The organism is Intrasporangium sp. DVR, assembly GCF_040365325.1.
Classification (GTDB): domain Bacteria; phylum Actinomycetota; class Actinomycetes; order Actinomycetales; family Dermatophilaceae; genus Intrasporangium.
This window is the reverse complement of record NZ_BAABZW010000016.1, coordinates 158,994-182,256: the sequence shown is the minus strand read 5'-3', so window position 1 is coordinate 182,256 and position 23,263 is coordinate 158,994. Positions and strand designations below refer to the sequence as shown.

Annotated in this window: 23 protein-coding genes and 1 pseudogene; 9 read left to right on the top strand and 15 right to left on the bottom strand. The window is 71.1% G+C overall.

Translation table 11 applies throughout. The features are described 5' to 3' along the window. Positions 1 to 16 precede the first annotated feature (16 nt). Positions 17 to 826: an SURF1 family cytochrome oxidase biogenesis protein gene (locus ABWV20_RS12870; RefSeq protein ID WP_353355618.1), complete on the top strand. Its 810-nt coding sequence runs from the start codon at positions 17 to 19 to the stop codon at positions 824 to 826. Positions 827 to 859: 33 nt separating this feature from the next. Here ABWV20_RS12870 and ABWV20_RS12865 read toward each other — a convergent pair. The 4 genes and pseudogenes from ABWV20_RS12865 to ABWV20_RS12850 form a co-directional block, all read right to left on the bottom strand. After that, positions 860 to 1,383: pseudogene (locus tag ABWV20_RS12865) on the bottom strand (DinB family protein). Between the two features lie 38 nt (positions 1,384 to 1,421). Next, complete coding sequence (locus tag ABWV20_RS12860) at positions 1,422 to 3,308, bottom strand: ABC transporter ATP-binding protein (RefSeq protein ID WP_353355616.1); 1,887 nt, start codon at positions 3,306 to 3,308, stop codon at positions 1,422 to 1,424. A gap of 95 nt (positions 3,309 to 3,403) precedes the next feature. Beyond that, entirely contained in the window at positions 3,404 to 3,589 is a 186-nt protein-coding gene (locus tag ABWV20_RS12855; protein WP_353355614.1) for a hypothetical protein, read from the bottom strand. A gap of 77 nt (positions 3,590 to 3,666) precedes the next feature. Continuing rightward, positions 3,667 to 5,265: an ABC-F family ATP-binding cassette domain-containing protein gene (locus ABWV20_RS12850; RefSeq protein ID WP_353355612.1), complete on the bottom strand. Its 1,599-nt coding sequence runs from the start codon at positions 5,263 to 5,265 to the stop codon at positions 3,667 to 3,669. Positions 5,266 to 5,456: 191 nt separating this feature from the next. Between ABWV20_RS12850 and ABWV20_RS12845 the strand changes: the two genes are divergently transcribed. From ABWV20_RS12845 to ypfJ, 3 genes are all read left to right on the top strand, one after another. Then, on the top strand, positions 5,457 to 6,575 hold the full coding sequence (locus ABWV20_RS12845; protein ID WP_353355610.1) for a lipid II:glycine glycyltransferase FemX: 1,119 nt from the start codon (positions 5,457 to 5,459) through the stop codon (positions 6,573 to 6,575). A gap of 4 nt (positions 6,576 to 6,579) precedes the next feature. Then, complete coding sequence (locus ABWV20_RS12840; RefSeq protein ID WP_353355608.1) at positions 6,580 to 7,596, top strand: alanine racemase; 1,017 nt, start codon at positions 6,580 to 6,582, stop codon at positions 7,594 to 7,596. Between the two features lie 148 nt (positions 7,597 to 7,744). Beyond that, positions 7,745 to 8,725, top strand: coding sequence for a KPN_02809 family neutral zinc metallopeptidase (ypfJ, locus tag ABWV20_RS12835; RefSeq protein WP_353355606.1), 981 nt, complete (start codon positions 7,745 to 7,747; stop codon positions 8,723 to 8,725). A 139-nt stretch (positions 8,726 to 8,864) separates the two neighbouring features. On the opposite strand, the gene ABWV20_RS12830 is transcribed toward ypfJ, so the two are convergent. The 10 genes from ABWV20_RS12830 to ABWV20_RS12785 are packed head-to-tail and all read right to left on the bottom strand — an operon-like array spanning position 8,865 to position 17,706. Beyond that, positions 8,865 to 9,536, bottom strand: coding sequence for a Vms1/Ankzf1 family peptidyl-tRNA hydrolase (locus ABWV20_RS12830; protein ID WP_353355604.1), 672 nt, complete (start codon positions 9,534 to 9,536; stop codon positions 8,865 to 8,867). 24 nt (positions 9,537 to 9,560) lie between these two features. Then, a complete protein-coding gene (locus tag ABWV20_RS12825; RefSeq protein WP_353355602.1) occupies positions 9,561 to 9,887 on the bottom strand; it encodes a metal-sulfur cluster assembly factor in 327 nt (108 codons plus the stop codon). Further along, entirely contained in the window at positions 9,884 to 10,396 is a 513-nt protein-coding gene (gene sufU / locus ABWV20_RS12820) for a Fe-S cluster assembly sulfur transfer protein SufU (protein WP_353355600.1), read from the bottom strand. The genes ABWV20_RS12825 and sufU overlap by 4 nt, the downstream gene beginning before the upstream one ends. 1 nt (position 10,397) lies before the next feature. Then, complete coding sequence (locus ABWV20_RS12815) at positions 10,398 to 11,723, bottom strand: aminotransferase class V-fold PLP-dependent enzyme (protein WP_353355598.1); 1,326 nt, start codon at positions 11,721 to 11,723, stop codon at positions 10,398 to 10,400. Positions 11,724 to 11,737: 14 nt separating this feature from the next. After that, a complete protein-coding gene (gene sufC / locus ABWV20_RS12810; protein ID WP_353355596.1) occupies positions 11,738 to 12,514 on the bottom strand; it encodes a Fe-S cluster assembly ATPase SufC in 777 nt (258 codons plus the stop codon). A gap of 5 nt (positions 12,515 to 12,519) precedes the next feature. Continuing rightward, positions 12,520 to 13,773: a Fe-S cluster assembly protein SufD gene (sufD, locus tag ABWV20_RS12805; protein ID WP_353355594.1), complete on the bottom strand. Its 1,254-nt coding sequence runs from the start codon at positions 13,771 to 13,773 to the stop codon at positions 12,520 to 12,522. Continuing rightward, positions 13,773 to 15,194 (bottom strand): Fe-S cluster assembly protein SufB, encoded by a 1,422-nt coding sequence (gene sufB, locus ABWV20_RS12800; protein WP_353355592.1) that lies wholly within the window; start codon positions 15,192 to 15,194, stop codon positions 13,773 to 13,775. Before sufB ends, sufD begins: the two co-directional genes overlap by 1 nt. Continuing rightward, complete coding sequence (locus ABWV20_RS12795) at positions 15,191 to 16,024, bottom strand: helix-turn-helix transcriptional regulator (RefSeq protein ID WP_353355590.1); 834 nt, start codon at positions 16,022 to 16,024, stop codon at positions 15,191 to 15,193. Before ABWV20_RS12795 ends, sufB begins: the two co-directional genes overlap by 4 nt. Before the next feature lie 48 nt (positions 16,025 to 16,072). Then, positions 16,073 to 17,059: a CDP-diacylglycerol--serine O-phosphatidyltransferase gene (gene pssA, locus ABWV20_RS12790; protein ID WP_353355588.1), complete on the bottom strand. Its 987-nt coding sequence runs from the start codon at positions 17,057 to 17,059 to the stop codon at positions 16,073 to 16,075. Continuing rightward, a complete protein-coding gene (locus tag ABWV20_RS12785) occupies positions 17,056 to 17,706 on the bottom strand; it encodes a phosphatidylserine decarboxylase (RefSeq protein ID WP_353355586.1) in 651 nt (216 codons plus the stop codon). Before ABWV20_RS12785 ends, pssA begins: the two co-directional genes overlap by 4 nt. A 65-nt stretch (positions 17,707 to 17,771) precedes the next feature. Here ABWV20_RS12785 and ABWV20_RS12780 point away from each other — a divergent pair, with 65 nt between their 5' ends. The 5 genes from ABWV20_RS12780 (at position 17,772) to ABWV20_RS12760 (ending at position 21,962) form a co-directional block, all read left to right on the top strand. Beyond that, entirely contained in the window at positions 17,772 to 18,512 is a 741-nt protein-coding gene (locus ABWV20_RS12780; RefSeq protein WP_353355584.1) for an ABC transporter ATP-binding protein, read from the top strand. Further along, positions 18,509 to 19,300 (top strand): ABC transporter permease, encoded by a 792-nt coding sequence (locus tag ABWV20_RS12775; RefSeq protein WP_353355582.1) that lies wholly within the window; start codon positions 18,509 to 18,511, stop codon positions 19,298 to 19,300. Before ABWV20_RS12780 ends, ABWV20_RS12775 begins: the two co-directional genes overlap by 4 nt. A gap of 71 nt (positions 19,301 to 19,371) precedes the next feature. Further along, positions 19,372 to 19,854: a DUF2231 domain-containing protein gene (locus tag ABWV20_RS12770; protein WP_353355580.1), complete on the top strand. Its 483-nt coding sequence runs from the start codon at positions 19,372 to 19,374 to the stop codon at positions 19,852 to 19,854. Positions 19,855 to 19,939: 85 nt separating this feature from the next. Beyond that, positions 19,940 to 20,869: a COX15/CtaA family protein gene (locus ABWV20_RS12765; protein ID WP_353355578.1), complete on the top strand. Its 930-nt coding sequence runs from the start codon at positions 19,940 to 19,942 to the stop codon at positions 20,867 to 20,869. Positions 20,870 to 20,912: 43 nt separating this feature from the next. Next, positions 20,913 to 21,962 carry an NUDIX hydrolase gene (locus ABWV20_RS12760; RefSeq protein WP_353355576.1) on the top strand — a complete coding sequence of 350 codons (1,050 nt, stop codon included), beginning with the start codon at positions 20,913 to 20,915 and terminating at the stop codon, positions 21,960 to 21,962. Positions 21,963 to 22,030: 68 nt separating this feature from the next. Here the strand turns inward: ABWV20_RS12760 and ABWV20_RS12755 are convergent, their stop codons facing one another. Then, on the bottom strand, positions 22,031 to 22,993 hold the full coding sequence (locus ABWV20_RS12755) for a heme o synthase (RefSeq protein WP_502901785.1): 963 nt from the start codon (positions 22,991 to 22,993) through the stop codon (positions 22,031 to 22,033). Positions 22,994 to 23,263: the final 270 nt, after the last annotated feature.

The window sequence follows — 23,263 nt, the reverse complement described above, 5'->3', positions numbered from 1 at the left end:
CGGGTAGCGTCGTGGCGTGCTCCGGCTCTGGCTCACTCCTCGATGGCTCCTCGTGACGGTGGTCGCCCTCCTCTTCGGTCTCGCGTGCTGGACGCTGGGCTCGTGGCAGTGGACGCGTCACGTCGAGCAGCGCACCAAGGTGACCGCCATCGAGCAGAACTACGACGCCGCACCGGTCCCGCTGAGTCAGGTCCTGGCCGAGGGCGGGGGCGGCAGCCGCCTGCGTGCCGAGAACCAGTGGACGAAGGTGACGTTCCGTGGTCGCTACCTCGCACAGTCCGACCAGATGGTGCGCAACCGCACGCGGGAGCGAACCGTCGGTTTCGAGGTGCTGACCCCCTTCGTCGCCGATGGGACCACCGTGCTCGTCGACCGGGGCTGGGTGCCCAACGCCCGCGAGGCCGAGACGACGCCTCCCGCCGACCGGGCACCAGCCGGTGAGATGGAGGTCGTCGGTTGGGTCCGTTCGGCCGAGCCCGACCTCGGCCGCGACCTGCCCGCTCCACAGCTCGCGAGCATCAGCATCGCCGACGTCCGCGAGCGGGTGCCCTCGCTCAGTGACCTCGACGTCTACGTCGTGCTCGGCGAGCAGACTCCGCAGCCGCCGGCGGGTGCGCACCCCGTGTCCCCGCTCCCGCGGCCCGACGAGGGGCTGGGGCCGCACCAGGCCTATGCCATCCAGTGGTGGCTGACGATGCCGGCCGGGCTGGTCTTCGTGTTCTTCGCCATCCGCAGGCAGGTGATCCAGACTCCCGGGGATCCAGCAGCACCCGGGGCGGCTGCCAGGCCCAGGAAGGTGCGGATCTGGGACGAGGAGGACGCCTGACGGCCGGGAGGCCGGCATCGCGTCCTGACGGGCTCAGCTCGTGGCGTGCCGGGCGGCAAGGACCTGCTCCCGGAGGATGTCGGCGTGGCCACCGTGCTGGGCCAGCTCGCGCAGCACGTGCAGGAGAACCCAGCGGAGGGGCAGCGGCCCACGGCGGTTGCCGGTGACCAGGTCATCGAGTCCGAGACCGGCGACGGCCGCACGGGACGCCTGGCACGCCGGGCGTGAGCGGCGCGGACCGTCTCGATGGTGTCCTCCGGGTCGAGGACGAAGGACTCGTCCGGGGTCGCGGGGATCCCGATCTCCGCTCGGCTGCGCGCGGTGACCGCCTCGTCGAACCAGACCTTCTCGACGAACGTCGCGTGCTTGACCAGGCCGAGCAGGGTCGTCCGCGACGGCACCAGAGCGCGGCGCGCCTCCTCCTCGGTCAGCCCCTCGAGGCACCCGCCCAGCTGGACGCGGTGGTCGTCGATGAACAGCTCGAGCTGCCTGCGAAGCGGGGCGCCGAAGGCACTTGAGGTCAGGGCGGCCGGGTCTGATTGCACGGGGGCCACCATAGGCGGGCCCGCGTCGTGGGGGCCGCGTGGAGAACGGCTCAGGCGCGCGCCGGCCCGGTCGGCAGGGCGATCGCGTCCCTGCGCTCGTCCGCGGTCCGCGGGGAGTCCGCGAACTGGGTCGCATGGAGGTCGGCGTAGAGCCCTCCGGCGGCGAGCAGCTCGACGTGGCGACCGGTCTCGACGACCCGACCGTGGTCGAGCACCACGATGAGGTCGGCCTGACGGATCGTCGAGAGACGGTGGGCGATGACGATGGATGTCCGGCCCGCGAGGGCCGCGTCGAGGGCCCGCTGCACGGCGACCTCTGACTCGGAGTCCAGGTGGGCGGTCGCCTCGTCGAGAACGACGATGTCGGGGGCCTTGAGCAGCAGCCGGGCTATCGCGAGCCGCTGCTTCTCTCCCCCGCTGAGCCGGTGCCCTCGGTCGCCCACGACGGTGTCGAGTCCCTCGGGCAGGTCGTCGACCAGGTCGCCGATCTGCGCAGCTCGGAGAGCCCGCGCCATCTCCTGCTCCGTCGCCTCGGGCCGCGCATAGAGCAGGTTGGCCCGGATCGTGTCGTGGAACAGGTGCGCCTCCTGGGTGACGACACCGAGGCGCCGACGCAGCGAGCCGAGCGTGACGTCGCGCAGGTCCAGGCCACCGACGCGGACGGAGCCCGAGGTGGGGTCGTAGAGCCGGGTCACCAGTGACGTGAGGGTCGTCTTGCCGGCGCCGGACGGGCCCACGAGCGCGACGAGCTGCCCCGGCCGCACCGAGAGGCTGATGTCTCGCAGCACAGGCCCACCCGCCCGGCGGTCGCCACTCGCCGTGGACTCCAGCGAGGCGAGCGAGACCTCGTCGGCCGACGGGTAGCGGAAGGACACGTGGTCGAGCTCGACCCCGAGCGGGCCGTCCGGCAGCGGCTGGGCTCCCGGGCGCTCGGCCACGAGCGGCTGGAGGTCGAGCACCTCGAAGACCCGCTCGAACGAGATGAGCGCCGTCATGATGTCGACGCGGACGTTGGAGAGCGACGTCAGCGGGCCGTAGAGCCTCGCGAGCAGGGCCGCGAGGGCGAGCAGGGTGCCGACGGAGAGGCTGCCGCTGACGGCCATGAGACCGCCGAACCCGTAGACCATGGCGGTCGCGAGGGCGGCAACGAGGGTGAGCGCCGCCATGAAGAGGGTCCGGTTGATGGCGATCTGGATGCCGACGTCACGGACCCGGCTGGCTCGCTCGTCGTACTCGGCCTCCTCGCGCCGCGGGTCACCGAACAGCTTGACGAGGAGCGCCCCGGCCACGTTGAACCGCTCGGTCATCCGGGTGCCCATGTCGGCGTTGAGGGTCATCTGCCGCGAGGCGAGAGCGGCGAGACGCCGGCCCATCAGCTTCGCCGGAATGAGGAACAGCGGCACGAGCAGGAGCGAGCCCAGGGTCAGCTGCCAGGACAGGGCGAGCATCGCCGCGACGACGAGGATGACCGAGACGATGTTGCTCACCACGTTGGACAGCACCGAGGTGAAGGCCTGCTGCGCGCCGATGACGTCGCTGTTGAGCCGGGACACCAGGGAGCCGGTCTGGGCGCGGGTGAAGAACGCGATGGGCTGCTGGAGGACGTGTGCGAAGACCTCGGTGCGCAGGTCCTTGATCAGCCCCTCACCGATCCGGGCCGAGTACCAGCGCTGCACGATGCTGAGCAGGGCGTCGAGCACCGCGATGCCGGCGACGACGAAGGCCAGCCGGACGACGACGCTGGAGTTCTTGGGGATGACGCCGTCGTCGACCAGGGCCTTGATGAGCAGTGGCACCGTGACGACGAGGATGGAGTTGACGATGACGACGCCGAGGAAGGCCAGGATCGAGGAGCGGTACGGCGCGGCGTACGAGAAGACGCGGCGCCGCGTGCCGGGGGCGAGGGTCCGCTCGGTCACGCTCTGATCGCGCGACATCGACCGCATCATCATCCACGGCTGCATTCCCAAGGCGGGCCCTCCTTCGTCCTCCGATCCAACCGCAAGGAGGGGACAACGATTCCCTCGGGGTGTCAGGCCGCCACGGTGGTGGGCGGCACCACGCGCAGGACTCCCCAGCCGGAGACCGCCGCCGGTTGCGCCAGCTCGACGCGCAGGACGCGCAGGCAGTCGAGGCACGACCAGGCGGACAGGGGGTCCGGGAAGGGGCTCAGGTCGTCCCCGCCGCAGTACGGGCACGCGAGGTGGTAGGTCGGCATGACACTCAGTGTCGGCACAGACCTCGCCAGATACAATAACCATCCATTATCTGGATGATCACCTTTGATTATGTGGATCAGGCGAGCGCGATGAGGTCCTTGTAGTCCGGGCCCCAGAGGTCCTCCACGCCATCGGGCAGGAGGAGGATGCGTTCCGGCTCGAGCGCGTCGACGGCGCCCTCGTCGTGGGTGACGAGGACCACGGCTCCCTCGTAGGTCGAGAGGGCACCGAGGATCTCGGCCCGGGACGCCGGATCGAGGTTGTTCGTCGGCTCGTCCAGCAGGAGCACGTTGGCGGCGGAGACGACGAGCATCGCCAGCGACAGACGCGTCTTCTCGCCGCCGGAGAGCACGCCGGCCGGCTTGTCGACGTCGTCGCCGGAGAAGAGGAACGAGCCGAGCACCTTGCGCACGTCCGTCTCACCGAGGTCCGGGGCAGCGGTCTTCATGTTCTGCAGGACGCTGCGCTCGACGTCGAGGTTCTCGTGCTCCTGCGCGTAGTAGCCGAGCTTGAGCCCGTGGCCCGGCTCGACCTCCCCGGTGTCCGGATCGTCCACCCCCGCGAGCATCCGCAGCAGCGTCGTCTTGCCGGCTCCGTTGAGGCCGAGCACGACGACCTTGCTCCCCCGGTCGATGGCCAGGTCGACGTCCGTGAAGACCTCGAGCGAGCCGTACGACCGTGACAGCCCCGACGCCCGCAGCGGCGTCCTGCCGCAGGGCGCGGGCTTCGGGAAGCGCAGCTTGGCGACCCGGTCCTGCAGCCGCTCACCCTCGACGCCGGCGAGGAGCCGCTCCGCACGCTTGGCCATGTTCTGTGCCGCGGTCGCCTTGGTCGCCTTGGCGCGCATCTTGTCCGCCTGCGCGAGGAGGGCGCTCGCCTTCTTCTGGGCGTTGGCCAGCTCCCGCTTGCGGCGGCGCTCGTCGGTCTCCCGCTGCTGGAGGTAGGTCTTCCACCCCATGTTGTAGACGTCGAGCGCCGACCGGTTGGCGTCGAGGTGGTAGACCTTGTTCACGACCGCATCGAGCATCTCGACATCGTGGCTGATGACGATGAGACCGCCGCTGTAGCCGCGCAGGTACTCCCGCAGCCACACGACCGAGTCCGCGTCGAGGTGGTTGGTCGGCTCGTCGAGCAACAGCGTCTCGCTGCCGGAGAAGAGGATCCTCGAGAGCTCGACCCGGCGTCGCTGTCCACCCGACAGCGTCCCCAGCGGCTGCGAGAGGATGCGCTCCTCGAGCCCGAGAGCGCTCGCGATGGCCGCCGCCTCCGACTCGGCCGCGTAGCCACCGGCCGCCTCGAACTCGACCTCGAGGCGGGTGTACTGCCGCATCGCCTTCTCGCGGACCCGCTCGTCCTCACTGGCCATCCGCTCCTCCGAGGAGGCCCGTCGGCGGACGATCTCGTCGAGGCCGCGCGCCGAGAGGATCCGGTCCCGGGCCAGCATCTCGAGGTCCCCGGTGCGGGGATCCTGCGGAAGGTAACCCACGGCCCCGGTGCGGGTGACCGTGCCCGCGGCCGGCTGCCCCTCCCCCGCGAGGACCTTGGTCAACGTCGTCTTGCCCGCGCCGTTGCGGCCGACGAGCCCGATCCGGTCCCCTGAGTCGATGCGGAAGCTGGCATCCTCGAGCAGCAGGCGGGCACCGGCCCGCAGCTCGATCCCGGTCGCGACGATCACGGCATGTTCCTTCCTCGTGCCGCACTTCGTCAGCGGCTGGACAACCCCTCCATTCTGCCAGCGGCGACAGCATGCTCTCGACCGGTTTCGCTCCCCCGGCCCGGCCTCGCGAGCGCAGGCGAGCCCAGCGGCATACGGCTTCGTCCTTCTCCGCGCGGGCGGATCGGCCCGCTCCGGTAGCGTGGCGCTCCGTGAGCGCCCCGATAACCGTCCGCGAGATCACCGCCGACGAGCACCTCGCCTGGCTGCGGACGCAGCCGTCGGCGAGCTTCCTCCAGACACCCGCGTGGGGGGACGTCAAGACCGACTGGCGGCACGAGTCGCTCGGCTGGTTCGAGGGCGACACCATGGTCGGGGCCGCGTTGGTGCTCCACCGCAGCCTGCCGAAGCTCGGGCGCACGCTCGCCTACCTGCCGGAAGGTCCCTGCATCGACTGGGCCTCACCCCGGCTCGTCGAGCTGCTCCGCGCCCTCCGTGACCACCTCAAGGCCGAGGGAGCCTTCGCGCTCCGGCTCGGGCCGCCCGTCCCCACGCACCGGTGGCACGCGGCGACGATCAAGGCGGCCATCAGCGACCCCGCCACGGCGCGGTACGACCAGGCACCCCCGGACGTCGTGGAACCGGTCGGCACCACCGTCGTCGAGACGCTCCGCCGACTGGGGTTCAAGCACCTGTCCGCTGACGACGGCTTCCTCGCCGGCCAGCCCGAGTACGTCTTCCAGATCCCCCTCGAGGGGCGGTCCGAGACGGAGCTGCTGGCCGGGATGAACCAGCTCTGGCGGCGCAACATCAAGAAGACCCAGAAGAACGGCGTCATCGTGCGGACCGGCGACGCAACGGATCTCGGCACCTTCCACCGGCTGTACCTCGAGACCGCGGAGCGCGACCGGTTCACCCCGCGGGGCCTCGAGTACTTCGAGCGCATGTACCGCGTCATGTCGGCGGAGGACCCCGACCGGATCCGCGTCTACCTGGCCGAGCACGAGGGCGAGGTCCTCGCCGCGACGATCTTCATCCGCGTGGGGCGGCACGCCTGGTACTCCTACGGCGCGTCGACCGCGGCCAAGCGGGACCTGCAGGCCTCGACCGCGGTCCAGTGGCAGATTATGCGGGACGCCCTGGACGCCGGGGCCGCGGTCTACGACCTGCGCGGCATCACCAACACCGTCGCCGAGGACAACCCGCACATCGGCCTGATCCGGTTCAAGGTCGGCACGGGCGGCGAGGCGGTGCGCCTCGCCGGGGAGTGGGACCTCCCGCTCAACCGCCTGCTGTACACCGCCTTCGACCTCTACATGAAGCGGAGGTGACCCCGTGGCCCTGACCCTGCACGTCGACGGCGGCCGGTGGCGCGCTGCCCAGGCCGCTGCCCTCGCCGCCAACCCCGGCCTCGTCCCCGTGGTCAAGGGCAACGGCTACGGCTTCGGGAGGGACGTGCTCTACGCCGAGGCCGCCCGGCTGCCGGTGCGGATGATCGCGGTCGGCACCTACGCCGAGGTCCCCGGTGCGCTGACCGGCTTCCCCGGAGACGTGCTCGTCATGGAGCCGTTCCGCGCGTCGATCCACGCGGCGCTCGCCGGGCTCGGCGCCGGCCGCCTCGTCCACACCATCACGGCCCGGGTCGACCTCGACGCACTCCTGGCGGCCAACGCGTCGGCGAGGCTCGTCGTCGAGGGGCTGACGTCGATGGGCCGCTTCGGTGCGCCCGTCGAGCGCGTCGGCGACCTCATCGCCGCCGGCCGCGGCGAGGGGGTCACCCTCCACCTGCCGCTGGGATCCGGGCACGTCGACGAGATCAGCCACTTCGTCGAGGCCGTCGGTGGGATCCGGCCGTTCTTCGTCTCCCACACGACCGCCGACGAGGTCGCCGAGCTCAGACGACGCTTCCCCGAGCACACCTTCGCCGCCCGGGTGGGCACCGACCTCTGGCTCGCCGACCGCACTGCGTACGAGGTGAGAGCGCACGTGCTCGACGTGCGGGCCCTGTCCAGGGGCGAGCGGGTCGGCTACCGGCAGCGGCCCCAGCCGGCCGGTCACCTCGTCGTCGTCAGCGGGGGCACCTCCCACGGCGTGGCCATGGAGTCCCCCGCGTCGGCGGCGACTGCCCGGAGCCGGGCCATCGCCGTCGCCGAGGGAATGCTCGAGGCCGCGCACCGCGTCCGGTCGCCCTTCACCGTCGGCGGCACGATGCCACGGTTCGCCGAGCCGCCGCACATGCAGTGCAGCCTGCTCGCCCTCCCGGGCGACGTCGCGCCCCCCGCCATCGGGGACACGGTCCAGGTGCGGATGCGGCTGACCACCGCCTACCCGGATGCCGTCGTCATCGAGTGACGCCGGTGGTGTCGATGATGGCGCCGCATCAGGGCATCGAGGCGCGACATGCGGTCGGCCGGATGCCCGGTGGGTACAGGGCGGTGACTAGGGTTGACGCAGCGACGGCCCGACACGTGCCGGGCCCCATCTCCAGCAGGAGCGTGACATGAGCTTCAACGAGAACGCCCAGCTCGACACCTCTCAGGTGGAGAGCGGTGGTGGCGGAGGCTTCGGCCGCGGGGGCGGCGGGGGCGGCAACTTCCCCGGCGGCATCCAGGTCGGCGGCGGCATCGGCGGGCTCATTCTTCTCGTGCTCATGCTGATCTTCGGCGGCGGCAGCATCCTCGGTGGCGACTCAGGGGGCGACTCAGGGGGCGGCGGCAGCTCCGGTGGGCTGCCGTCCCAGCAGCTGCAGCCCGAGCAGGTCGGGGCCGCCGGCCAGGTGCAGGAGTCCGAGTTCGCGCAGTGCAAGACCGGCGCGGACGCCAACAAGGACGATGTCTGCCTGATCATCGCCACGGTCAACAGCGCCAACGACTACTGGACCAAGACGCTGCCGAAGTACCAGATGAACTACGAGGTGGCCCGGACGGTGATCTACGAGGGTCAGGTCCAGTCCGGGTGCGGCACGGCCAGCGCCCAGGTCGGCCCGTTCTACTGCCCGTTGGACGCGAAGGTCTACGTGGACGCCAGCTTCTTCCAGGAGCTGCAGAGCAAGTTCGGCGCTGATGGTGGGCAGCTGGCCAAGGAGTACGTCATCGCCCACGAGTACGGCCATCACGTGCAGAACCTCCTCGGCATCCTCAACCGCGCCCAGCAGGACCCGCAGGGCCCCAACTCCGGCGCCGTGCGGATCGAGCTGATGGCCGACTGTCTCGCCGGCACCTGGGTCAAGCACGCCACCGAGACGACCGACGCGAGTGGCACGCCGTTGCTCAAGCCGATCACCCAGGACGACGTCCGCTCTGCGCTCTCGGCCGCCGCGGCCGTCGGCGACGACCGCATCCAGGAGAAGATGCAGGGCCGGGTCACTCCCGAGAACTGGACCCACGGCTCCGCGGATGCCCGGATGAAGTGGTTCAACCAGGGCCTGCAGACCGGCGACATCAACCAGTGCAACACCTTCGGGGTCGAGTCCGTCAGCTGACCTGGTCGGCGCCCCGCTCCCCCGTCCGGCCCGCCACCCACCTCGCAACACACCCGCTACCTGGCAACACACCCGCTACCTGGCAACACACCGGAGCCCTACCGCGGTGCGCTGCACGGTGCTCGGTGTGTTGCCGGGGTCATGGGCTCGAGGGGGTGGGCTCGGTCAGGGTGATCCGGTAGCTCCTGCCCCTGCGCACCGCCGCCTCGAGGACGTCCCGACGAGGGTCGGGCAGGTCGAACAGCTCCCGCACGGGCAGTCCGCGCAAGGCGCGCAGGGCCGGCGACTCGAGCACCTCGCGGACCAGGGTCCGGTCGCCGCCGACCACGAGCCCGCATGGCAGACCGTGGGGCAGACCGTAGGGCAGACCGTAGGGCAGACCCGGTGGCTGCTGACCCGGGGCACCCCGACGCGGCGACTCGTCGTCCCTGAGCAGGATGCGTCGCGCGTGCACCGCGACGGCGCCCACCAGCTCATCCGCCTGCTTGCCGCGGCGCCGCGCGAACCGCTGCTGGGACCAGCCGCCGGCGGCGGTCCGCGACTGGACGTGGCGCGCGCCCACCTTGGCGTCGACGAGGCGGCCCGCCACGGCGATGGCCACGGCGTACCCACCCCTACGCACGAGAACGATCCCGAGGGGGTCGTGGTCGAACGGGTCAGCGACCGCGACCGCACCGTCCGCTGCCTCGGCGCGGACGAGGACGCCACCCGCGGTGCTCTCGCGGGTGGCGTCGTAGGGGCCGTGTCGCTCGGCGAAGCCCGTGAGCCAGCGCTCGAGCCGCTCGGGTGCGACCTCGATGACGCGGCTCACCTCAGCGCCGGGCCGGTTGGGCGGTCAGAGGTTGAAGCCGAGCGCCCGCAGCTGTTCGCGGCCGTCCTCGGTGATCTTGTCGGGTCCCCACGGCGGCATCCAGACCCAGTTGATCCGATGGGACGCGACCAGCCCCTCGAGCGCCTGAGCGGTCTGGTCCTCGATGACGTCGGTGAGCGGGCACGCCGCTGACGTCAGGGTCATGTCGATGACCGCGTGCGACTGCGAGTCCACGGTGATGCCGTAGACGAGGCCGAGGTCGACGACGTTGATGCCGAGCTCGGGGTCGACGACGTCACGCATCGCCTCCTCGACGTCCGCGACGTTGGCGGGGGTGGTCTGGGTGGTCATGACTTCGCTCCCGTGGTGGTGGGCTTCGGTGAATCGGTCCGCGGGGCGGCACCGGCTGTCGGGCGGGTGATGTCCTGGCCCGAGCGGGCCAGCGCGTCGGTGAAGGCAGTCCAGCCGAGCAGGGCGCACTTGACCCGGGCTGGGTACTTGGCGACCCCGGCGAAGGCCACGCCGTCGCCGATGATCTCCTCGTCGCCGGCGACCTTCCCCTTGGAGGTGAGCATCGTGCGCATCGCCTCGACCGTCTCGAGAGCCTCGGCCACCGGCCGCCCGATGACCTCCTCGGCGAGCACCGAGGAGGAGGCGACCGAGATGGAGCAGCCCTTGGCGTCGTAGGAGACGTCGTCGACGACGGGCTGGCCGTCGGCGTCGGCGACCGACACGCGCAGGGTCACCTCGTCGCCGCAGGTCGGGTTGATGTGGTGCACCTCGGCCGTGTAGGGCTCACGGAGCCCGGCGTGGTGCGGCCGCTTCGAGTGCTCGAGGATGAGCTCCTGGTAGAGGTCCATGTCAGCCCACCTCAACCGGGGTCGCGACGTCGAGGCCGAAGATCACCGGCACCCGGTCCAACGCCTCCAGCAGAGCGGTGACCTCTGCGCGGGTGCTGTGCACCGCGAACGAGGCGCGCGTGGTCGCTGCCGCGTCCAGGGCACGATGCAACGGCCAGGCGCAGTGGTGCCCGACCCGCACCGCCACGCCCGCGTCGTCGAGAACCTGGCCGACGTCGTGGGCGTGAACACCGTCGACGACGAAGGCGACCGCACCGCCGCGGGGGGTGCCGCGCGGAGGACCGACGACCCGGATCCAGGGCCGCTCCTCGAGACCTGCCAACAGCTCGTCGACGAGCGCCGCCTCATGTGCCTGGATCCGTCGGATGCCGATCTCCTCGATCCAGCGGACCGCCGCGGCGAGCCCGACGGCCTGTGCGGCGTTGGGCACGCCGGCCTCGAACTTCTGCGGAGGCGGCGCCCACGTCGAGCGCTCCATGGTGACCAGCTCGATCATCGACCCTCCGGTGAGGAAGGGTGGCATGACCTCGAGCAGCTCGGAGCGGCCCCACAGCACACCGATGCCCATCGGGCCGTAGAGCTTGTGGCCGCTGAACGCGATGAAGTCGGCGCCGAGCGCGGCCACGTCGACCGGCAGGTGCGGGACCGACTGGCAGGCGTCGACGACGACGAGGGCGCCCAGCGCGTGGGCACGCTCGGCGAGCTCGGTCACGGGGTTGATCGTGCCGAGGACGTTGGACACGTGGGCCACGGCCAGGACCTTGGTGCGCTCGGTCAGCAGGTAGGCGAGCTCCGAGAGGTCGAGCGCGCCGTCCGACCCCACGGGGATCCACCGCAGCGTCGCCCCGGCGCGCCGGGCCAGCTCCTGCCACGGCACGAGGTTGGCGTGGTGCTCCATCTCGGTGACGAGGATCTCGTCGCCGGGTCCGAGCACGAACCGGTCGTCTTTCGGGTCGTCGGTCGGCGCAGCGTTGGAGAAGGCGTAAGCCACGAGGTTCAGCGCCTCGGTCGCGTTCTTCGTGAAGACGATCTCGTCCGCGGGGGCGCCGATGAAGGAGGCGATCGTCTCCCGCGCGGCCTCGTAGTCGTCGGTCGCCTCCTCGGCGAGCTGGTGCGCGCCGCGATGGACGGCCGCGTTGTGCTTCTCATAGAAGGCGCGCTCGGCGTCGAGGACCACCGTCGGCTTGTGCGACGTCGCCCCGGAGTCGAGGTAGACGAGGGGCCTGCCGTCGCGCACGGTGCGCGACAGGATGGGGAAGGCGCGCCTGATGGCGGCGACCTCCTCATCCGTGAAGGCGCCGACGTGCGGCGTACCGGCAGAACGCATCTCGATCGGACCTCTCAGACGCTGTCGGCGACGGCAGCCGTCGCGTAGCGGTCGTAGCCCTCTTCCTCGAGGCGGTCGGCGAGCTCGGGGCCGCCCTCCTCGACGATCCGGCCGTCGATGAAGACGTGGACGAAGTCGGGCTGGATGTAGCGCAGGATCCGCGTGTAGTGCGTGATGAGCAGCACTCCGAGGCCGTCGGGGGTCGCGGTCTTGGCCCGGTTGACGCCCTCGGACACGACCTTGAGGGCATCGACGTCGAGGCCGGAGTCGGTCTCGTCGAGAATCGCCATCTTGGGCCTGAGCAGCTCGAGCTGGAGGATCTCGTGGCGCTTCTTCTCGCCGCCGGAGAAGCCCTCGTTGACGTTGCGCTCAGCGAAGGACGGGTCCATGCGCAGGTCGGCCATGGCGCCCTTCATGTCCTTGACCCAGGTGCGCAGCTTGGGCGCCTCGCCGTCGATGGCGGTCTTGGCGGTGCGCAGGAAGTTGCTCACCGTCACGCCGGGCACCTCGACCGGGTACTGCATGGCGAGGAAGAGGCCCGCGCGGGCCCGCTCGTCAACGCTCATCGACAGGACGTCCTCGCCGTCGAGCGTCACGGTGCCGCCGGTGACGGTGTACTTGGGGTGGCCAGCGACGCTGTAGGCCAGCGTCGACTTGCCGGAGCCGTTGGGGCCCATGAGGGCGTGGGTCTCCCCCGACTTCACGGTCAGGTCGACCCCGCGCAGGATCTCCTTGGGGCCGTCCTCGGTCTCCACCGAGACGGTGAGTCCCTTGATCTCGAGCGTGCTCATACGGGTCAGTTCTCCTTGGTGCTGTCGAGTGAGTTGTCGGTCGTGCTGGCGGCCGCGGCGTAGGCGGTTGCGGCGAGCTCCGCCTCGATCGCGGCGCTCACCTCGTCACGGAGGTCGGCGAGCGGGATCTCGCGGACGATGTCGGCGAAGAAGCCACGGACGACGAGGCGCTTGGCCTCGTCCTCGGGGATACCGCGCGCCTGCAGGTAGAACAGCTGCAGGTCGTCGAAACGTCCCGTGGCCGAGGCGTGGCCGGCCCCCTCGATCTCACCGGTCTCGATCTCGAGGTTGGGCACCGAGTCGGCGCGGGCGCCATCGGTGAGGATGAGGTTGCGGTTCAGCTCGTAGGTGTCGGTGCCCTCAGCCGCGGCGCGGATCAGGGCGTCGCCCACCCAGACGGTGCGAGCCGTCGCGCCCTGGAGCGCGCCCTTGTAGGTGACGTGGCTCTTGCAGTGCGGGGTGTTGTGGTCGACGAACGAGCGGTGCTCCAGGTGCTGGCCCGCATCCGCGAAGTAGACACCGAGGAGGGTCGCGTCTCCGCCCGAGCCCGCATAGCGCACGTTGGCGTTGAGCCGGACGATCTCGCCGCCGAGGGTGACGGAGATGTGCCGGTAGGTCGCGTCGCGGCCCACGAGGGCGTCGTGCTGCCCGAGGTGGATCGCGTCGTCCTGCCAACGCTGGCCGGACACGACGGTGAGGTCGGAGGCGTCGTCGGTCACGACGGAGACGAGCTCGGTCAGCTGTCCCCCGCCCTGGTGGTCGATGACCACGGTGGCTCGCGAGTGGTGGCCGGCCCGGATGACGACATGGGCGTGCGCAGGCGAAGCGGCCCCGTCGAGGCGCATCCGGACCGGTCGCGTCAGCTCGGCCTCGGCAGCGATGTCGAGGAGGAGGACCTTGAGGGCGCCCGCCGCGGCGACGGCTGCGGCGCGGTCCTGTGGGGCCAGGATCCCGAGGTCGCGCGCCTGCTGGGGCGTGATCGTCGAGGTGCTCACTCCGTCGGGCAGGTCGAGGTCCCAGCCGAGGGCGGGGCTGGTGCCCTCGGCGAGGAGCGCGGAGAGCTTCTTCACCGGGGTGAAGCGCCACTCCTCCTCGCGGCCCTTGGGAACGGCGAAGTCGGCGAGGTCGAACGACGCGGTCCGCTCGGCGCGGGACTGGACGGGCACGAAGCCGCGGGCGGCGGCGGGGTCGACGTGGGTCTGCCCCGTGCCCTGCGCGATCGCGGCGGCGGACTCGGCAAGCGTGTCGGCAACGGACATCAGCCGACGGCTCCTTCCATCTGGAGTTCGATGAGGCGGTTGAGCTCGAGGGCGTACTCCATCGGCAGCTCGCGTGCGATGGGCTCGATGAACCCACGCACGATCATCGCCATCGCCTCGTCCTCGGCCATGCCTCGGGACATCAGGTAGAACAGCTGGTCCTCGGACACCTTGGAGACGGTGGCCTCGTGGCCCATCGACACGTCGTCCTCGCGGATGTCGACGTAGGGATAGGTGTCGGAGCGGCTGATCGTGTCGACGAGCAGGGCGTCGCAGCGCACGGTGGACGCCGAGTGCGAGGCGCCTTCGAGCACCTGCACGAGGCCGCGGTAGGAGGCGCGGCCGCCACCACGGGCCACCGACTTGCTGATGATCGAGCTCTTGGTGTTGGGAGCCGCGTGGACCATCTTGGAGCCGGTGTCCTGGTGCTGGCCCTCGCCGGCGAAGGCGATGGAGAGCGTCTCGCCCTTGGCGTGCTCGCCCATGAGGAAGACGGCCGGGTACTTCATCGTCACCTTGGAGCCGATGTTGCCGTCGATCCACTCCATCGTCGCGCCCTCCTCGCAGGTGGCGCGCTTGGTGACGAGGTTGTAGACGTTGTTGGACCAGTTCTGGATCGTCGTGTAGCGCACGCGGGCGTTCTTCTTGACGATGATCTCGACCACGGCCGAGTGCAGCGAGTCCGACTTGTAGATCGGCGCGGTGCAGCCCTCGACGTAGTGCACGTAGGAGCCCTCGTCGGCGATGATCAGGGTCCGCTCGAACTGGCCCATGTTCTCGGTGTTGATCCGGAAGTAGGCCTGCAGCGGGATGTCGACGTGGACGCCCGGCGGGACGTAGATGAAGGAGCCACCGGACCACACCGCGGTGTTGAGCGAGGCGAACTTGTTGTCGCCCGCCGGGATCACCGTCGCGAAGTGCTCACGGAAGACGTCCTCGTGCTCCTTCAGGGCGGTGTCGGTGTCGAGGAAGATGACGCCCTGCGCCTCGAGGTCCTCGCGGATCTGGTGGTAGACGACCTCGGACTCGTACTGCGCGGCGACACCGGCCACGAGGCGCTGCTTCTCGGCCTCGGGGATGCCGAGCCGGTCGTAGGTGTTCTTGATCTCCTCCGGCAGCTCGTCCCACGTGGTCGCCTGCTTCTCGGTCGACTTCACGAAGTACTTGATGTTCTGGAAGTCGATCCCGGTGAGGTCGGACCCCCAGGTCGGCATCGGCTTCTTGTGGAAGAGGGAGAGCCCCTTGAGACGCAGCTTCGTCATCCACTCCGGCTCGTTCTTGCGCGCGGAGATGTCACGGACGACCTCCTCGTTGAGTCCACGCCGAGCCGACGATCCGGCGGCATCCGAGTCGGCCCAGCCGTACTCGTAGCGCCCGATGTCCTTCAGGCCCGGGTTGAGCTCTTCGATGTGGGTGGTCATGAACGGGACCTTTCCTTGGTTGGTTCGTTCGGGATGGTCGTATGCCGCTGGGCCGGGTCCCCGGCCGCGCCTGCGCCACCGTCGGGCGTCCTCTGGTCAACAGCGGAGGCGTCCAGGGTCTTCCGGGTGACCGGGGCGGCCGGGACGAACGTGGTGCAGACGTGGTCCCCGCCCGCCAGGGTGGCGAGGCGCTGCACGTGCACACCGAGCAGGCGTGAGAAGGCGTCGGTCTCGGCCTCGCAGAAGGTCGGGAACTGCTCCGCCGCGTGCTGGACGGGGCAGTGCCCCTGACACAGCTGGACGCCGGCCAGGGCGCCGGCCCGCACGGGACGCGCGGACGCCGCGAAGCCGTCGCGGCTGAGCAGGTGGACGAGGGTCTCAGCCCGAGCGCTCGGGTCGGTGCCGGTGGAAGCGAGCTCAGCGGCATACCTCTCCTCGAGGGCTGCGACGCGGCTCCGCGCGAAGTCGGCGACCGCCTGCGGGCCGGCGTGCTCGGACAGGTAGCGCAGCACCTCGACGGCGAGCGAGTCGTAGTCGGCCTCGAGGGCCCGGTGCCCGCCCTCGGAGACGACGTAGGCGCGGGCGGGGCGGCCCCGACCCCGGCGCGCGGCCGAGGGCTCGTGCTCCACGACAGCGCCCTGCTCGACGAGCGCGTCGAGGTGCCGGCGGACCGCGGCGGGTGTCAGGTCCAGGTGCCGGCCGAGCTCGGCAGCACTGATCGGGCCCTCGGCCGAGACCATGTGCAGGACGCGGGAGCGAGTGCGCGACTCGGAGGGCGACCCGAGGTCGCCGTCCTTTGCCTCGTGGGGCACGTGCTCACCGAAAAACACCACACCATTGTGACGTAATTGCGCCGGGATCGGCTAGTAAGGGCGCCCTTACCTGAATGCGGGGCCGGAAGCCTCGCCGCCGCCCTCCCCCACCGCCGGATCGCACGGTTGGTCGAGGTCGGGGTCCGGGTCGAGCGCCCCGACACCGTCGATGACCGGGTCGGGCTGGACCGGCATGATCACGGACGGCATCCGCGTGCGAGGCGGGGCGACCGCCTCCGGGCCGAACCAGCGGCGGCGCAGCGGGCCCGTGACCCAGCCCAGGGGCGAGGTGAGCACGTAGCCGTAGGCGATGGCGATCCCGGTGGCGCGGGGGAACAGCACGAGCCCGAGGACCACGGCGGCGAGCAGACCGAACGTCAGCGGCGGGTTGTTCGTCGAGAGGAGGCCCCGGAAGGACCGGAAGCGGAAGGACGTCGCCATGAGCGCGGCCGGCACCACCCCCGCCGCGACGGGCAGCAGCGGCCCCTGGAGCGGCTGGTCGATGGCGAACACGGTCGCGATGACCACTCCAGCCGCGCCGGGACTGGGCAGGCCGATGAAGTAGCGCTTGTCGGCCATCGGGTCGATCGTCACGTTGAAGCGGGCCAGACGGTATGCGGCACACGCCAGCCAGAACATCGCGCCCGCCCAGGCCCACTGCGGGTAGGACGGCAGCGCCCAGGTGTAGACCAGCACGGCCGGTGCGATGCCGAAGGAGACGAGGTCGGCGAGGGAGTCGAACTGCAGGCCGAACGGAGTGATCGCCCCGACGGCCCGGGCAACGGCCCCATCGAGGATGTCGAGCACGATGGACACGGCGATCAGCACGGCCGCGACCCCGAACTTGTCCTGGAAGGCCATCAGCACCGAGGAGAAGCCGCAGACCATGTTGCCGAGCGTGAAGAGGCTCGGCAACATCACCTTGGCCCTGACGCGGGGGTTGAGGCGGTTGAGCGGCACGACGCGCGCGCCGGTCTGTGAGACGAGGCGCCAGCCCCGGACGACGCGCTGGCGGGCGCGGCGGGCGCGGGGCCGCCCCGGTTCCTCGCTCACCGGAACCGTCCGAGCACGGTCTCGCCGGCGACGGCCCGCTGTCCCTTGGTCACCTCGAGGACCACCTCGGGCGGGACGAAGACGTCCATGCGCGAGCCGAACTTCATCAGGCCGATGCGCTCACCGGTCGCCACCTCGTCCCCGGCCCGGATCCGCGTGACGATGCGGCGGGCGAGCTGGCCGACGAGCTGCCGGTAGACGACGCGGCGGGCGCGGCCACCGACGACACGCTCGACGACGATCTCGCTCCGCTCGTTCTCGGTGGCGCTGGCGGCCCGGTAGGCCGCGAGGAACCGTCCGGGGACGTGCGTCACGCTGAGCACCCGGCCGCCGTAGGGAGAGCGGTTGATGTGGACGTCGAGCAGCGACAGGAAGATGCTCACCTGCTGCCACTCCCCCTCGGGGGCGACCCCGTCCTGCGCCGCTCCCGCGTGCACGACCATCCCGTCGGCCGGCGCGAGGACCACGTCGGGGTCGGTGACCGCAACCCGGTCCGGTGTGCGGTCGGGATCGCGGAAGAACAGGGTCACCCCCGCGGTCAGCAGTCCGAGCGCGAGCGTGGCTCGGGGTCGTCGGGCTGCGGCGGCCAGGACGGTGGGGACGACCGCCAGGGCGGTGAACGGCTTGGCGGCGGGGTCGATCTTCACAGGGAGCTTCTCCGGGCGGTGGGCGAATCGTTGCGTGACCGGACCCGAGCCTAGACTCATCCATCATGACGGAGGCCGGACGCGAGGGGTCAGCAGCAGATTTCGCGGTGACCCTGTCAGACGTGCACCGCAGCTACGGGTCCGTCCACGCGCTCGACGGGCTGTCCTGGCGAGCCGCGACGGGACGGATCACTGCAGTGCTGGGGCCCAACGGCGCCGGCAAGACGACGGCGATCGAGTGCGCCGTCGGGCTCGGCCGACCGGACCGTGGCACGGTCCGCGTGCTCGGTGCGGACCCGAGCACGGCCGACGCCGACCACCGGGCGCGTGTCGGCGTCATGCTCCAGACCGGCGGCCTGCCCGGAGGGAGCAGGCCGATGCGCCTGCTCGAGCACCTGAGCCACTTCTACGCGGCCCCGGCGGACGTCGCCGCGACGGCTCGGCGGCTCGGGGTGTCCGACTTCGCCGGAACGTCGATCCGGCGGCTCTCCGGCGGACAGAAGCAGCGCCTGGCGCTCGCCGCCGCGCTGCTCGGGCGTCCGGAGGTCCTCTTCCTCGACGAGCCCGCGGCCGGCCTCGACCCCCACGGACGCCTTGAGGTGTGGGACATCATCGGCGGGCTGCGCGACGAAGGGACGACCGTGGTGGTGACGACCCACTCCTTCGAGGAGGCAGAGCGGCTCGCCGACCACCTCGTCATCATGAACGCCGGCCGCACCGTGGCCGAGGGCACCCTGGCCTCGGTGACCGACGGCCGACCGCTCGAAGCGGTCTACTTCGGACTGACGACGCGGGGGCGGGCATGAGCTGGCTCGGGGCCCGCCCCGCGTCCGGCCTCCGAGAGGGGCCCCGCCACGCCGCACCGACCTCCGAGCGGATCCTCGCCCAGGCGCGCTTCGAGGTGGGCACCCTCCTGCGCAACGGCGAGCAGCTGCTCGTCTCCCTGATCCTGCCGGCCATGGTGCTCCTCGGCCTGCGGGCGACGAGCACGCCCTCGCTCGGGGCGGGCGACCGGATGGACGTCGCCGTGCCGGGCGTCATCGCCCTGTCCGTCATCTCGTCGGCGTTCACCTCCCAGGCCATCGCCACCGGCTTCGACCGTCGCTACGGCGTCCTTCGATACCTCGGGGTCACCCCACTCGGCAGGTCGGGGCTCGTCGCCGCCAAGGTGCTGGCGACCCTCGCGGTGCTGGCACTCCAGGTGGTCGTCCTCGGCACGCTCGGCCTCGCCCTCGGCTGGACGCCTCAGCTGTCCGGAGCCCTGCCGGCCGTTCTCTTCGTCCTCGTCGGGACGTGGGCCTTCGTCGCGCTCGCCCTCCTCGTCGGAGGCACCCTGCGCGCCGAGGCCGTGCTCGCCCTCGCCAACCTGCTCTGGGTGCTGTTCCTCGCGGTGGGCGGCGTCGTCGTGCCCCGTTCCCAGCTGCCCGAGGCAATGGCCGGTCCAGTGGCGCTGCTGCCCTCGGCCGGCCTCGGCGACGGGCTCCGGTCCGCGCTCGTCGACGGCACCCTGAACGCACCGGCCCTCCTCGTCGTCCTCGGGTGGGCAGGCGTCGCGACCTTCTTCGCGGCGCGGCTGTTCCGATTCGACGACTGACTCGGCGAGACTGAGCAGCGCCGGCGCCTCCCGGCGACGCTGCAGCCCGACCGCCTGACTTTGGAGGGGCCGTGTTCGACTTCATCCTGGGCCTGCCGATGCACGCGCTCGTCATCCACGGCCTGGTCGTCCTCGTCCCGCTCATCGCGGTCCTCGCCATCGCCTTCACGGTCCTCCCCCGGTGGCGGCGCCCGCTCCGCTGGCCCGCCGCGGCGGGCGCGGTGCTCAGCGGTGCCCTCGCGTGGGTCGGCGCGGCGAGCGGTGAGGCCCTCCTCGTCCGGGTGTCGCAGGCGCGCGCAGCGACCACCGACTTCGAGCTCGTCCAGGCCCACACCGACGCCGGCTACCGGGTCCGCCTGGCAGCCACCGTCTTCATGGTCCTCGTCCTCGCTGCCGCGTGGCTGCTCAGGGCACCGGCCCACGCGGGCAGCACGACTCATCTGCTGCAGCTGCTCCTCAGCCTGCTCGTGGTCCTCGCCTCCCTGACCCTGATCGTCACCGTCGCGCTGGCAGGGCACGCGGGCAGCGCGGCCGTCTGGTCCGACGTCGGCTGAGGCAGTCACGCCGTATGCCGTCGGGCTCGCCACGCACGACGGCCCGGTGCACCTGGGGGCTGTCCCGAGGCATACGCTCTCTGACGTGTCAACGCCTACGTCCGCGCCGCCGCAGCCGACCTCGACCCACCACCTCCTCGGACGCTGGGTCCGGCCGATCCTCGTGGCCAACCTCGTGGCTGAGGTGGGCATCGTGGTCACCGGCGGAGTCGTCCGTCTGACCGGCAGCGGACTGGGCTGCTCGACCTGGCCCGAGTGCCAACCCGGCTCGTTCACCCCGGTCCGCACGACCGAGAGCCAGTACCACGACCTCGTCGAGTTCGGGAACCGCACCCTCACGGGCGTCCTTGCCGTCCTTGCCGTCCTGTCCGTCCTCGCCGTCGTGTCGGTGTGGCCGGAGCGCCGCCGGATGCATCGGGTGGCCTACGGGGTGCTCGTCGGTGTCATCGCGCAGGCGGTCGTCGGCGGCGTCACGGTCCTGACCGGCCTCAACCCCTGGACCGTGATGTTCCACTTCCTCGTGTCCATGGTGCTCGTCGCCCTCTCCACCGCCCTCGTCCGCGGGGCCCGGGACGCCGAGTCCGGGCCGGGTCCGCTCACCGTGCACCCGCTCACGCAGCGCCTGGCCTGGGCCACGGCGGGGGTCGGGCTGGTCGTCCTCCTCCTCGGCGCGGTCGTCACGGGATCGGGTCCGCACTCCGGCGACGCCGACTCCCCCGCGCGCACCGGGTTCGACCCCCGGTTCGTGTCGTGGATGCACGCAGACGCCGTGATGTTCTTCACCGGCCTCGTCATCGCCACGCTCGTCGCCGTCCGGCTCACCTCGACCCACGAGCGGACCAGGCACGCCTGGGAGGCCGTGCTCTACGTCACCGTCCTGCAGGGCGTCATCGGCTACGTCCAGTACTTCGCCGGCCTTCCAGAGCTGCTCCTCCTGCTCCACATGCTCGGGGCGAGCCTGCTCGTCGTGGCCCTGACCCGAGGTGTCCTCGAAACCCGCCATCGGCCGATCTAGCCGCCACCGTCCGGGCGTCGGGCCGGGGTCTAGGTTTGGGTGCGTGGATCATCCGGAGCAACCCACGATGCGCGACGACGACCTCCTGCTGCGACCGTGGACGACCGCCGACGTCGAGGAGTCCCACCGGCTGCTCGATGCCGACCTCGTCCGGTGGTTGGGCCTGCCGACCATGCCCCCCACCGTGGAGCAGCACGCCGCCTGGGTTGATGAGACGCACGGCCACTGGGCCGACTCACGGTCGAAGGCGACCTTCCTCGTCGAGTGGCGCGGCAAGGTCGCCGGTTCGGTGGACGTCGAGCAGGTCGCCGACGGCGTGGGTTCGCTCTCGTGGCTCGTCTACGCGCCCTACCGCCGTCGCGGCATCGCCAGCCGGGCCGTGCGGCTCCTCATCGAGTTCGCCTTTCGCGAGCTGGGCCTGAGCCGCGTGGAGGCCCACGTCGACCCGCTCAACCGCTCCTCCCTCGGGGTGGCCCTGCGTGCCGGTTTGCGACGCGAGGGCCTGCTGCGCGGCAACGTGCGCCTCGGCACCGAGACCCATGACACGGTCGTCCTCGGACGCCTCAGCCGGGACCCCGCCCCCGGGTCCCGGGAGGGCTTCACCGCCATGCTCGACTCGGCCCTTCCGGTCAAGCGAGCGATCTCCCAGGGCGTGCTGCGCAACGAGCGCGGCGACGTCCTGCTCTGCGAGCTGGCCTACAAGGCCGAGTGGGACCTGCCCGGTGGCGTCGTCGACCCCGACGAGTCGCCGGCGAGGTGCGTCGTCCGGGAGATCGAGGAGGAGCTCGGGCTGGCCGTGCAGCCCGTCGGCCTGCTCGCCGTCAACTGGATGCCCCCGTGGCTCGGCTGGCGCGACGCCGTCCTGCTCGTGTTCGACCTCGGGACGGCCGCCTCGGACATCATCGAAAGCCTGGTCCTCGAGGACCGCGAGATCCGCGCCGCGCACTGGGCCGACGAGTCGGTCTGGACGGAGCGGGTCGCGCCCTACACGGCCCGGATGCTCAGGTCCGTCATGAGCAGTGGTCTCCCTGGTCCCGCCGCGCCCTACCTGGAGGACGGCCTGCCCACGCTGGGCACCCCGCCGAGGACCTGAGCCGACGGCCGTCCGAAACCCGACCCAGCGGCATACGGCTGCAGCGGCCTCGGCGGCGCGAGCCTGCCTCAGGCGACGCCTGGCAGCGCCAGGTGCCAGATCGGGTCGATGGCCACCCCGACGAAGAGGATCGTCAGGTAGGTGATGGAGAAGTGGAAGAGGCGCATCGGGCGCAGCTTCGACTCGGGTGCGCCGGAGCGGGCCGAGGCGAGCAGTCGGTGCGCCTCCGTGAGGAACAGGGCGCCGGACGCGAGGGCCGTGACCGTGTAGACCCAGCCCATCCCTCCGACGGGCACGAGCGCCAACGACGTCAGCACCATCGCCCAGGAGTAGATGGCGATCTGTCGCGCCACCACGACCATCTGCTCGACGACGGGCAGCATCGGGACCTCGGCCTTGGCGTAGTCGTGCTTGAACCGCATGGAGAGCGGCCAGTAGTGCGGTGGCGTCCAGAAGAAGATGACCATGAAGAGGATGAACGCGGACCAGCTGAGCGAGTCGGTCACCGCGGACCACCCGATGAGCACGGGCATGCATCCGGCCGCCCCGCCCCAGACGATGTTCTGGGCCGTGCGCCGCTTGAGCACCAGGGTGTAGCCGAAGACGTAGAAGAGCAGCGCCGCGAGGGCCAGCCAGGCACTCAGCCAGTTGACGAGCAGACCGAGCCAGAGCGTGGAGACCACGGCGAGGACGGTCCCGAAGACCAGGCCGCCGCGCGGGCTGATGGTCCCCGTGACGAGCGGCCGCTTGCTCGTGCGGTGCATGACCGCGTCGATGTCCCGGTCGATGTAGCAGTTGAGGGTGTTGGCGGCGCCAGCAGAGAGCGTGCCACCGACGAGGGTGGCCAGCACGAGGAGCAGGTTGGGCACCCCGCCGGCCGCCAGGAACATGACGGGGATGGTGGTGACGAGGAGCAGCTCGATGATCCGAGGCTTCATCAGGGCGACGTACTGCCCGACGAGGAAGCGCAGGCCGCTCCCGTCCGGGCCGTGAAGCGCCGACAGCTCGGCGCGTGCGTCCACCGTAGTCACTGCAGTCCTTGTCGTCCGTCGCTGATCCGTCGCGCCCGACACGTCCGTTGCTCCGGTGGCAGGCAAGTCCGCCCGAAGTCTAGCCCGTCCTTTGACGGATTACGGCGAGAGGGTGTGCGGTGGCCACGTCGAGGGGTATGGGGTCAGGCGATCCGTGCGCTCGTGCAACCCCTGTTCCGACGGGTCGAGGGACCCCCGGCAACTCAATGCACGGCGTGCCTCGCGTCACACGCCACGCACTAGGCTCGTCACCGTACGTGCCGCCCCGCA